This window comes from Pseudostreptobacillus sp., assembly GCF_977040545.1.
On the sequence record NZ_CDRRBS010000028.1, the window covers coordinates 1 to 11,540 of the forward strand.

The following is an 11,540-nucleotide window of genomic DNA, read 5'->3' on the forward strand; positions in this document are numbered from 1 at the left end:
GTTACTAATTATGTTAATTCTTGCAAAATGAAAAATGAGGAATATATAAAAGAAGATATAGCTCATTCTTTTCAAGATAAAGTTATAGAAATCGTTAAAAATACTCTAATAAAAGCTAAAGATGAATTCAGCATTAAAAGTATATCTATAGTAGGTGGAGTTTCAGCTAACAAAACATTAAGAAATGCAATAGAAAATTCTGAAGAATTAAAAAATATAGATATATTATTCCCTAAATTTGAGTATTGTACAGATAATGCCGCAATGATAGCAGCTGCTGCATTTAACTCTAATAAACTACAAGAAAATATTCACGTTGATGCAATTGATACAAAAAGAAATAAAAAAATATAGGAAGTGGTGAAAATGAAATATTTAATAATACTAATAATGATATTTATTATCATATATTTGTATAAAATAAAAAATAAAAAAAGTGAGGTTGATGAAAATATGACAGAAAATGTAATTAAAAAAGAAATAATTCAAGAAGAATTATTTGATGAGCCTTTAGAACAAGAATTTGAAGAAAATCCTGATTTAGAAAAAGAAAAAATGGATGTGGAAGCTGCTAAGTACAAACTTATAGAGGAAAGAGAAAAATTATTCTTTAACAAAAACCCTCTTCCATCTTCTTATTATGTAGATGAAGTTGTACTTATACCTAAAAATACAGATACACTTTATGCTTATTGGGAAGTTAGAGAAGATACATTTAATAATATTTCAAGAAACCACCAATTAAAAAATGAAAATCCTGTAATAATACTTAAAAATATACAAGGTATAGAGCAATGTAGAATACAAACTCATTCAAGAAATGGTCGTATGTATTTAAATAACGTAAACTCTAATAATGATTATATAGTTTTATTAGGGTTCTTAGATATATTTGATAACTTTATTGAAATTGCATACTCTAAAGAAGCTAATGTTCCTAATCCAAATCCATCAGAAAACTTTGATATAACTTGGGGAGTATCAGATATATATATAGATGAAAATAATAAATCAAAAATATACTTTAGAGAATTAGACTCAAGTAATATAGACGAATACTTAGGATTCAAACAAGAAATACTAGATCATGAATTAATAAACGGAACTGAAAACTCTAAGTTCAAAGGTTTAGTGCTAGATTCTTATAAAGATCACGATTTTATGTTAGGTGCATCAGAAAAATTAGGTTCATCAAATAATATTAGATAAAGCAAAAGAGCAAATTTTGTAAATATTTTACAATTTTTGCTCTTTTTAAATACTATTTTTTTATTTCTTTTTCAGCATTAATAACTTTTCTCTTGCTACTTATACTTTTCCATATACTTGGACTAAATAAGAAAATTACAGGTAATATTTCAAGTCTTCCAATTAACATATCTAAGCTAAGTACAATTTTTGAAAAATTAGAAAATGTTGAAAAGTTTCCAACAGGACCAACTATCTTACCAAGTCCTGGACCAACATTACCAAGAGTAGTTAATACAGCCGTAACATTTGTTTCAAAATCAAAATTATCAAAAGTAATTAGTAATATTGATACAACACATATTAAACAATAAAGTATTATATATATCATAATATCATATCTAACATCATTTGTTACTTTTTTACCATCCATATTAACTATATCCACTGCTCTTGGATGTATAAGTTTTCTAATTTTTAATTTAATTTCTTTAAATAATATTAAAGCTCTTGATACTTTTATTCCTCCTCCAGTAGAACCAGCACAAGCTCCCATAATTATTAAAAGAATAATTATAAACTTACTATAACTTGGCCAAACATTATAATCAAATGTTATATATCCAGTTGTAGTTATAACTGAAGAAACATGAAATAAAGCTCTTCTAAAGGCTTCTTCTAAAGTATCAAATTGTCCTCTTACATTTATTGTTATAGTTACAACAGCAAAAACTATTACTGATAAATAGTACTTTAATTCTTCATTTTTATATATTGATTGAAAATTAAAGATCAATAAATAGAAAAACATATTGAAATTTATACCAAATATTAACATAAATACAGAAATAACATATTCTATATATGGACTATTAAATGCAGCAATTGATGCATTTCTTGTTGAAAATCCTCCAGTCCCTGCAGTTGAGAATGAATGAAGCAAAGCTTCATAAAAACTCATTTTACCAAATAAAAGGAAAACTACTTCAATTGCCGTTAAAACAAAATATATACTATATAATATCATTGCTGTTTTTTTAGCTTTAGGAACTAATTTACCTACACTAGGTCCTGGAACTTCAGCACGTAGTAAAAATATTGTTCCACCTTCAGCTAAAGGTAGTACAGCCATAACAAATACTAAAACCCCCATACCACCTATCCAGTGTGTAAAAGATCTCCAAAATAACATTGATTTAGATAAATGTTCTATATCAGTTAATATGGTAGAACCTGTTGTTGTAAATCCTGATACTGTTTCAAATATAGAATCTACATAATTAGGAATATATCCTTGTAGTGTAAAAGGTAAGGCCCCAACCAAAGACCATAATATCCATATTACTGCTATAATTATAAAACCTTCCTTAGCATAAAATTTATTATCATTAACTTTTATTTTAGATAATATGAAAGTTATAGCCATAGTTATTAATCCAACCAACGCAAATATAATAGCATCATTTATTTCTTTATAATAAAATCCTACTAAAGAAGGTAATAATAAAAGTAGACCTTCAACCATTAAAATTTTAGATATTATCTTTATCATTAACTTATTATTCATAACTAACCCCTAATTATATCTCTTAAATCTTTAATTTTTTTCTTAAATGATATTATCATTATTCTATCTTTTTCTTTTATTTCTAAATTACCATCAGCAACTATAAATTCACCTTTTCTAACAACACCAGCTACTAATATATCTCTTTCTAAAGTAAGATTTTTTAAAGGTATATCTATATATTTAAAATTATCTGGAACTTGAAATTCTAATGCCTCAACTTTATTATCAACAAATCTATGAACATAATCAGCTGATGCATAACCACTATTTTCTATAGATCTAACATAAGTTAAAATTAAATCAGTAATTACCTCACGAGGTGAAAATATATTAGTTAAACCATAATCTTTAATTAAGTTATTATAACTATTATTATTTACCTTGCTTATTATCTTATTTAATTTTTTTGCTTTTGCAAATAAAGAAAGTATTATATTTATTTCATCATTTCCTGTAAGAGTAATAAAAGTATCTGAATCAAATATTCCTTCTTCTTCAAGTACAGTAGGATTTGTCGCATCTCCATATATTATTGTAACACTAGGAAATGTTTCAGCAAGATTTTCACAAACTTCTTTATCATTATCTATTATTTTAATATCCATACCATATTTTAGTAATTCTTTACATAAATAATAAGTTACCTTACCTCCACCTACTATTAAAACACTTTTATTAGTTCTTTCTTCACTTCCAATTAAATCTTGTATATTTACTACATCTTTACTCGGTAATATGATATATAGCTTATCTCCTCTTTCTAATTGAAATTCTCCACTCGGTATTATTACACTTTCTGCCCTTTCAACTGCACAGACTAATATTCTATCATCTATATCTATCAACTTTCTGCCTATTAAAGGATGACCCTTACTTAATCTAAATGAAAGCATTTCAGCTAAACCTTTAGCAAAAGTATCTATTTTAAAATCCCCTACAAATTTAAATTGATTTGCAATTTCTTTTGCTGTTCTAAGTTCAGGATTTACTGGTAAATCAATATTTAAATCTTCTTTTAAAAATTTATATCTACCTAAATATTCCTTAGATCTTATTCTTGAAACAACATGTTTTGCCCCGAGTTTTTTTGCTATAAGTGAACATACAATATTTAACTCATCGCTTGAAGTTACCGCAATTACAAGATCTGTATTTTCTACTCCAGCTTCAGTTAAAACATCATTATCTACACCATCTCCATTTATACAAAGCACATCAAGTTCATTATTAATTTCTTCTAATTTTTCTATTTTTTTATCTATAACAGTAATATCATGTCCTTCAGAATAAAGTTGTCTTATTAAAGATTTTCCAACTTTACCATTACCTACAACTATTATTTTCATATTTCTCCTTTATTATAGTGTTTTCAATTAATAAATAGAGCACCTTTAAAAGGTGCTTTTCTTATTCTTTATTTCTTACTAAATCTGCTAAAATACCATTTATAAAAGTCTTAGTATTTTCATCTCCATAAATCTTAGATAATTCTATAGCCTCATTTATAGCTATTTCTTCACCTATTTCATCTATTAAAATTTCATAAAATGCCATTTTTAATATTACTCTTTCTGTTGTTCCTAAATTTAAAAATGACCATCCTTTAATTTTATTTTTTATTTCATCTTTAATTTTTTGTTCATTTGAAACAACACCATCTATATATTTTTCAAAAAACATTTTTTTTGATGCACTTATATCCATACTTTCAAGAATCTCTAATTTTCTTTGGTTTATATCATTATTTGTCAATTCATGCTCAAATAATAATTTAAATATTTGATCTCTTAATTCTCTTTGAGTCATCTAATATTCTCCATCCTCTTTAATTTCTTCTTTTATTTCATTAACTTCTTCTGATACTTCTAAACTTTCAACTATTTCACTATTTTCAATAACAGTTTCAGAGTTAATTTTAACAATTTTTATAACCACAGATTTAACCTTAATTCCTGTCATTAAATCTACATATTCTTTAAGTTCATTTTGTATTTCTGATAATTTTACATTTAAATTTTCTACATTAAATGTTTCAACATTACTATAAATACTTAAACTTGAAAATGATACAGCAGCTTCAACTTTAGCATTTTTTACTATAGATTTAGATTCTAAAAATTTCTTAGATATATCATTTATAGTATCAACACTAACTTCTACATTACCATTACTACTAGTAGATTTAATAACTTTTTTCTTCTTGAATAATTTTTCTATAATTGCTATTAAAACTATCAATATATATATCATAGCAGCTATACCTAAATATGCTGCATACATTTTGTAAGGTTCTATTTGATATATTATGTCTTCATAATATGTAGTATACATAAACATATCTGAAACTGTTAAATATGATAATAAAATTAAAACTAAAAAGAAGAAAAATTTAATTAGATTATTTAAAAATCTAAACATTAATTTTCACCAACTTCTTCGCCTTTTTTCACTACATTTGATACCTTAACATTTATTTCATTTACTGTAATTCCTGTTAAATCTTCTATATTTTTTTTTGCTAATTCTTGAAATTTAAGTATAGTTTCTGAAATTTTAATTCCATAATTTACAACTAAACCTAAATCAATTACACATTCAGTTTCTCCTAGCTCAACATCTATATGTTTAGTATTTCCTAAACCTGTAATATTCTTTATTATATTTATTGGTTCTGATTTACCAGTTCTATCTGCAATAGATACAACTCCATCTATTTCTTTTATACTTTCTAAAACAATATCTTCTATAACACTAGGAGATATTTCTATTCTTCCTATACTTGACATAAAGTCCCTCCTTATTTAAAGTCTTAGCTAATTATATCATTTATATATTTATTATTCAACTACTATCCTAACATTATCTACACCTAATAAAGATATTAAAATATTAATAAGCTCTTCAGTTATATTTATTTTATACTTATCACTCATATTATTAACCTCTTTTTTCCCATCTAAAACTTTATATATTTTAATAGCATTACTTCCTTTATTAGACTTTATTAAATCTATAAGCTCATCTCTACTATCAAAGTCAGAATTAATTCTAAGACTTAATATTCCATTATTAATATTTTTGATATTATTTATTCTATTTATAGCAAATTTACCATCATCTAATTTATTATATGAAAATATACATATATCATCTTGTTTAAAAAGATTTCCAAATTTATTCATTTCTCTTGGAAATACAATATATTCTTTTCTACCACTTGTATCTGTTATTATAACATTAGCCATTAATTCATTTCTCTTTGTTACTCTATTTTTGATACTTTCTATATAACCTATATTTAAATTTTCTGGTAATTTTAATATTTTATAAAATATATTTTCTTGTAAAAATTTTTTTATTCTTAATGATATTTTTATATATTCCACCTCAAAATTAACAATATCTTTAAAAGAAAACTCTTCTGTATCATTAAATACAAAATCTTCTATATCTGTTTTATGGTTTAAAAATAACTTTGTATGTATATCATTGTCTACTTTTATCTTTTTAGTTGCCCATTTTAAAAATTCTGGTAAATTATCTATCAATGTTTTTCTTTTAACTCCAAACGTATCAAAACATCCAGCATATATTAAACCTTCTATATTTGATTTATTAAGAAAATTACATCTAATATAGAAATCTTTAAAATCTTTAAATTCTCCATTTTTTCTAATTTCCATAATTTCTCTTGCACTTTTTTCCGACATCTCCTTAATAGAACTTAAAGGCATACGTACTCCTTTATCTTCTACACTAAAAGAATCTATAGATTTATTAATATCTGGTTTTTTTAATTCTATACCTTTTCTATTTAACTCCTCACTTGCACGTAAAAGCTTAGTTTCTGATTTTAATTCACTGCTAAGATAAGAAGAATAAAATTCTTTAGGATATTTTGCCTTCAAATACAATGTTTGATAAGTTATAACAGCATAGCTTATTGCATGCGCCTTATTAAATCCATAATTTCCAAATTTTTCAATAAGATCATATATTTCTTCTGCTATTTCTTTAGGAACTATAGCATTTTCAATAAATTTTTTTCTATGTTCTTTTAATATTTCAGGATTTTTTTTACCTATAGCTTTACGTAATTCATCTGCACTTGCTAAACTATATCCTGATATTTCACGAGCAATTTGCATAACTTGTTCTTGATAAACTAAAACTCCATAAGTTGGTGCTAATATTTTTTCTAATAAAGGATGTATATATTTAACTTTAACATTCTTATTATTCTTAGCTTCTATTAAATTGTTTATATATCCGCTTTCTAATGGTCCAGGTCTATATAAAGCAAGAAGTAAAGCAATATCTTCTAAAGAATTTATTTTTAACTTTTTAGCAAGCCTAGTAATACCATCTGATTCACATTGAAATATACCTAAAGTATCACCTAAATTTAATAAATCATAAGCTTCTTTTTCATCTTTTAACTTATATATATTATCCTTTAATCCTGATTTTTCTACACTTGATTTTATGGTATTTAAATTTTTAAGTCCAAGTAAATCCATTTTTAAATATCCCAATTCTTCTAAAAATTGAGCTTCATATTGTACTTGATAATCTTTACCATTAAAAACTAAAGGTAATTCATCTCTCATATCATTTTTTGAAATTATTACCCCTGCAGCGTGAGTTGACATATTTTTAGGCTTATTTTCTATTCTTTTAGCATAATCTATTAATTTTTTTACAATATCTCTTTTATCATCTAAGCCATCTAAACCATATATTTTAGATTTATCTATTATATTTCTTATACTTTTTTCAGGTATTTCTAACACTTTAGATATATCTTTAAGGGCAAGAGCGGGTTTAAATGTAGAAAAAGTAATAATTTGACTTACATTTCTAACTCCATATTTTCTTTTAAGATATTCTATAACCTCTCCACGCCTTTCTTGCTCTATATCCACATCTATATCTGGCATAGAAATTCTTTCAGGATTAAGAAATCTTTCAAAGAACAGCCCATATTTTATAGGATCAACTTCTGTTATTCCTAAGATATATGATATTATTGAGCCAGCTGCCGATCCTCTTCCTGGTCCTATATATATATTATTTTCTTTAGCATAAGATATAAAATCCATAACTATTAAAAAATATCTAATATATCCCATATTATCAATTATATCTAACTCATATTTTATTCTTTTACTTATCTCATCTGTAATATTAGAATATTTATTAGGTAATTTTTCTCTTATCAACTCTTCTATATATTCTCTATCTTTTTTTTCTTTATTTTCTAGAACAACAGGAAAATCTACTTTTCCCTTAGTTATTTTCACATTACAATTATTTATAAGGCATTCCATATTAGACATTGCTTTATTATAAAAATCTTTACTATATATATTTTCTAAATAATTTGATTCTTTAAAATATAGGTCTTGATCTTCTAAATAATTTTTAACTGTACTTAATGTTCTATTTTCTTTAATAGCAGCAAATATTTTTTGAAGTTCATGATCTTCTCTATTTAAATAATAAACATCACTTGTCAAAATAGGTTCTAACTCATTTTCTTCACATAATTTTTCATACATTTCTCTATTTTCAAAAGTTGATTTAATAGATACTACTTCTAAATATATATTATTAAACTTATTCTTCAATTCTTTAACTACAATATTTGCTCTATAATAATCACCTGATTTAATATATTTAGTTAACTCCGATTTAATACCACCACTTAATATATATACATTTTTTAGATTTTGTATATCTTCTATATCTACTAATAGTCCTTCTTTTTCCTGCTTTTCATAACTTATAGTTGATAGATTTGAAATTTCTTTTAATCCCTCATTATTTTTAGCAAATATAGTAAGTGCAAATAAATCTTCACTATTAAACCCTCTAATATATACTTCATATCCAAGTATAGGTTTAATATTATTTTTTATACATATATCATAAAATTTTACTAAAGCAAAAAGAGAAGTATCTGTAATCCCTAATACTTCTTGCCCAAAATCTTTTGCCCTTTCTACATACTCTTTTAAGCTACCCACACCCTCAAGAAGTGAATATTCCGAATGAAGCTTTAAATTAATATATTTCATTAAATCACCTCTTATATTATTTTTTTCAATATATCTATAAATGAATCTATTTCATCAAAACTATTTTCTATAGAAAAACTAATTCTTATTGAACTCATAGCTTCATCAATACTTAACCCTTGTTCAAGTAATACTTGAGAGGCCCTAAGTGATCTACTTTGACATGCAGATCCCCCAGAAACACACACTCCTTCCATATCTAAAAGTGGTAAAATATATTGTATATCTTTCCCTATAATTTGTAGATTTAATATATTTATACCTTTTGAATTTATTTTTACTTTATCTTTTAATATATCTAATTTAGATATGAAATAACTCATTAAATCATCTAATATTTTCCTATTTTTTTTAATATTTTCATTCATATATTTATATACTTCAAATCCAAGTATAATAGAATTAAGATTTTCAGTACCTGAACGTTTATTCATTTCATGTTCTCCTCCATGAATTTGCTTTGTGTAAGGTATATTAGAATTTATATAACAAAGACCAAGACCTTTAGGCCCATGAAATTTATGAAAAGAAGCAGAAAATGCATCTATTCCCAATTCTTGAATATCTATTTTCTCTTTCATTAAATATTGAACTATATCACTATGAAAATAAATATTTTTATTTTTTAAAACTTTTGATATTTCTTTAATAGGAAATTTTTTACCAGTTTCATTATTAATAGCCATAATACTAACTAAAAATGTATCTTCTTCAATAGCATCTTCTACATCTTTAACTGATATATCTCCAGTTTTATCAGGTTTAATATATGTAACTCTAAATCCCTTATTTTCAAGATATTTACACACATTTAAAACTGATGGATGTTCAATACTTGTTGTTACTATGTGTCCTTCACCTTTTTTTTCTGCTATTCCCTTTATTATTAAATTAGTTGATTCAGTAGCTCCTGATGTAAATATCAAATCTCTACTTGGAATATTTAAACTTTCAGCTATATATTCACGTGCTTTTTCTATTTCATATCTTGATTTTTTACCTAAAGAATGAGTAGATGATGGATTACCATACATTCCATATATTCTAACAAGATCTTCTTTAAATATATCTAAAATTTTTGTACTAGCTGCATTATCAAAATATATACTCATTTTATCCTCCTAAATACATTCCTAATAAAAGTGCTAAAACAGATAAAAATACACTTAAAAAAATATATATACCTGCTTCAAAAAATCTATTTAACTCTATCATTTTAACTATATCTAAAGAAAATGTTGAAAATGTTGTAAATCCTCCACATAAACCAACCGTTAAAAAAACTTTAATATTTGGATTTAAATCTTTATATTTATATGTAAAATATCCCATCAAAAAAGATCCTATTATATTTATATACAAAGTCTTATTATACGGTATATTTAAAAAAGAAAATGAATACCTAAATATAGCTCCTATTGCTGCTCCTATTCCTATATATATTAATTTCATTATAGCACCTCTAATATTTTTAGTATATTATACAATTTTTTTTAGTAATTTAAAAGGTAATTTAAAGTTTTTTAACTTCCTTTTTTAATTAATACAATGTATAATATGTATATATCAAAGGAGATGATATTTATGAAAAAAAATATTTTATATCTTTCAGCCGTTATATTACCATTATTAAATTTTGGAGCTGAATATTCAAATTATACAAATAATCAAAATTCTACTGCAGATATACAAAAAAGTATGGCTGCTGAAAAATATAATCCGATAAATGAATGGGATTTTAATATACCCGAACAACTAAAACAAGCTATTTTTTATATACCTGAAAACGAATATAACAAGCAATCTTTACTTATTGATACAGAAAATATAACAGAAAAAATTAATTCTGCAATAAATCTTGAAACAGATAAAATAATGACATATTTTTCAAATAATAATTATAAAAACTTAAATACTAGAAGTATAGTATATAATTTTATATTTTCAAAATATTCATTAGAATTATTTAAAGAATTAAATAATTATGAAAATAATAAATGGATTAATAATGTTGATAATAGATTGTATATAAGCACAACAAATAATGATTTAGTTATATTTGAATATGACTATTCAACTAAAAATAATTTTAATCTATACTTAGTATTAGGGGATGATTACTTTAATGATAATAGTAGGGTAATCCAATATTACAAACTTTGGAAATTGCTAAAAAAGCAACACCTAGAAGTTAGAAATTCAATTTATTCTGATGAGATTATGATTACGAAAAATGATAAAGTGAAATTTTTTGGTGGAATTCAAGTATTAGATAGAGAGTCTGTTCCAGATATTGTTTCAATCTTGATAGTAAAACAAACGGCTCATTTATTATTGTTGCCAGAGGGACTTAAAGTTACAACTTTTTTACAGTCAGGTTTTTCAAAGATAATAGCTGAAAATAGTGAGTATATTGAGAATGTGGTTGATAGTGGTGGAATAGTTTTATTTCGTGAAGGTTATTTTGACGATAGGAACACAGGCTTTGTAGGTTTTGGGGGATTGTCCTTAATTACTAAAGATTTATTTGGAAAATAGGTAACAATAATTGGAAGTTTATGAGTGAAACTATGAGAGTAACATTTTTATAATTAGAAAATATTTTTGAAAGAAGTGTTTTTTCATTATTCACACGAAAAACTTGTAAACCTATTTCTTTTATGTTATCCTTCTAGGAAAATATTTTTGGAGGCGAAATCATG

The 11,540-nt window shown here is 24.4% G+C and carries 11 protein-coding genes; 3 read left to right on the top strand and 8 right to left on the bottom strand.

Going from position 1 to position 11,540, the window contains the following annotated elements; all coding sequences use genetic code 11:
* Positions 1 to 354 (top strand): Kae1-like domain-containing protein (locus ACWYO2_RS02635; RefSeq protein WP_455514944.1); only part of this gene is annotated, 354 nt, incomplete at its 5' end.
* Positions 355 to 366: 12 nt separating this feature from the next.
* Complete coding sequence (locus tag ACWYO2_RS02640; protein WP_455514945.1) at positions 367 to 1,209, top strand: DUF4912 domain-containing protein; 843 nt, start codon at positions 367 to 369, stop codon at positions 1,207 to 1,209.
* A 52-nt stretch (positions 1,210 to 1,261) separates the two neighbouring features.
* Here the strand turns inward: ACWYO2_RS02640 and ACWYO2_RS02645 are convergent, their stop codons facing one another.
* From ACWYO2_RS02645 to crcB, 8 genes are all read right to left on the bottom strand, one after another.
* Positions 1,262 to 2,755, bottom strand: coding sequence for a TrkH family potassium uptake protein (locus ACWYO2_RS02645; RefSeq protein WP_455514946.1), 1,494 nt, complete (start codon positions 2,753 to 2,755; stop codon positions 1,262 to 1,264).
* 2 nt (positions 2,756 to 2,757) lie between these two features.
* Positions 2,758 to 4,104 carry a Trk system potassium transporter TrkA gene (trkA, locus tag ACWYO2_RS02650; RefSeq protein WP_455514947.1) on the bottom strand — a complete coding sequence of 449 codons (1,347 nt, stop codon included), beginning with the start codon at positions 4,102 to 4,104 and terminating at the stop codon, positions 2,758 to 2,760.
* 61 nt (positions 4,105 to 4,165) lie between these two features.
* Positions 4,166 to 4,564: a transcription antitermination factor NusB gene (nusB, locus tag ACWYO2_RS02655; RefSeq protein ID WP_455514948.1), complete on the bottom strand. Its 399-nt coding sequence runs from the start codon at positions 4,562 to 4,564 to the stop codon at positions 4,166 to 4,168.
* A complete protein-coding gene (gene amaP / locus ACWYO2_RS02660; protein WP_455514949.1) occupies positions 4,565 to 5,176 on the bottom strand; it encodes an alkaline shock response membrane anchor protein AmaP in 612 nt (203 codons plus the stop codon).
* Positions 5,176 to 5,544 carry an Asp23/Gls24 family envelope stress response protein gene (locus ACWYO2_RS02665; RefSeq protein ID WP_455514950.1) on the bottom strand — a complete coding sequence of 123 codons (369 nt, stop codon included), beginning with the start codon at positions 5,542 to 5,544 and terminating at the stop codon, positions 5,176 to 5,178. Before ACWYO2_RS02665 ends, amaP begins: the two co-directional genes overlap by 1 nt.
* A gap of 51 nt (positions 5,545 to 5,595) precedes the next feature.
* Positions 5,596 to 8,838: a DNA polymerase III subunit alpha gene (locus ACWYO2_RS02670; protein ID WP_455514951.1), complete on the bottom strand. Its 3,243-nt coding sequence runs from the start codon at positions 8,836 to 8,838 to the stop codon at positions 5,596 to 5,598.
* Positions 8,839 to 8,849: 11 nt separating this feature from the next.
* Complete coding sequence (locus tag ACWYO2_RS02675; RefSeq protein WP_455514952.1) at positions 8,850 to 9,950, bottom strand: cysteine desulfurase family protein; 1,101 nt, start codon at positions 9,948 to 9,950, stop codon at positions 8,850 to 8,852.
* Between the two features lies 1 nt (position 9,951).
* Positions 9,952 to 10,290 carry a fluoride efflux transporter CrcB gene (crcB, locus tag ACWYO2_RS02680; RefSeq protein ID WP_455514953.1) on the bottom strand — a complete coding sequence of 113 codons (339 nt, stop codon included), beginning with the start codon at positions 10,288 to 10,290 and terminating at the stop codon, positions 9,952 to 9,954.
* Positions 10,291 to 10,422: 132 nt separating this feature from the next.
* Here crcB and ACWYO2_RS02685 point away from each other — a divergent pair, with 132 nt between their 5' ends.
* Positions 10,423 to 11,376 carry a hypothetical protein gene (locus tag ACWYO2_RS02685; protein WP_455514954.1) on the top strand — a complete coding sequence of 318 codons (954 nt, stop codon included), beginning with the start codon at positions 10,423 to 10,425 and terminating at the stop codon, positions 11,374 to 11,376.
* Positions 11,377 to 11,540 lie beyond the last annotated feature (164 nt).

Excerpts from the sequence above, each read along its gene's own strand:
- ACWYO2_RS02640 (WP_455514945.1), top strand. The coding sequence starts at position 367 with ATGAAATATTTAATAATACTAATAATGATATTTATTATCATATATTTG.
- ACWYO2_RS02645 (WP_455514946.1), bottom strand. The coding sequence starts at position 2,755 with ATGAATAATAAGTTAATGATAAAGATAATATCTAAAATTTTAATGGTT.
- ACWYO2_RS02685 (WP_455514954.1), top strand. The coding sequence starts at position 10,423 with ATGAAAAAAAATATTTTATATCTTTCAGCCGTTATATTACCATTATTA.
- crcB (WP_455514953.1), bottom strand. The coding sequence starts at position 10,290 with ATGAAATTAATATATATAGGAATAGGAGCAGCAATAGGAGCTATATTT.
- trkA (WP_455514947.1), bottom strand. The coding sequence starts at position 4,104 with ATGAAAATAATAGTTGTAGGTAATGGTAAAGTTGGAAAATCTTTAATA.
- ACWYO2_RS02675 (WP_455514952.1), bottom strand. The coding sequence starts at position 9,950 with ATGAGTATATATTTTGATAATGCAGCTAGTACAAAAATTTTAGATATA.
- amaP (WP_455514949.1), bottom strand. The coding sequence starts at position 5,176 with ATGTTTAGATTTTTAAATAATCTAATTAAATTTTTCTTCTTTTTAGTT.
- ACWYO2_RS02670 (WP_455514951.1), bottom strand. The coding sequence starts at position 8,838 with ATGAAATATATTAATTTAAAGCTTCATTCGGAATATTCACTTCTTGAG.
- ACWYO2_RS02665 (WP_455514950.1), bottom strand. The coding sequence starts at position 5,544 with ATGTCAAGTATAGGAAGAATAGAAATATCTCCTAGTGTTATAGAAGAT.
- nusB (WP_455514948.1), bottom strand. The coding sequence starts at position 4,564 with ATGACTCAAAGAGAATTAAGAGATCAAATATTTAAATTATTATTTGAG.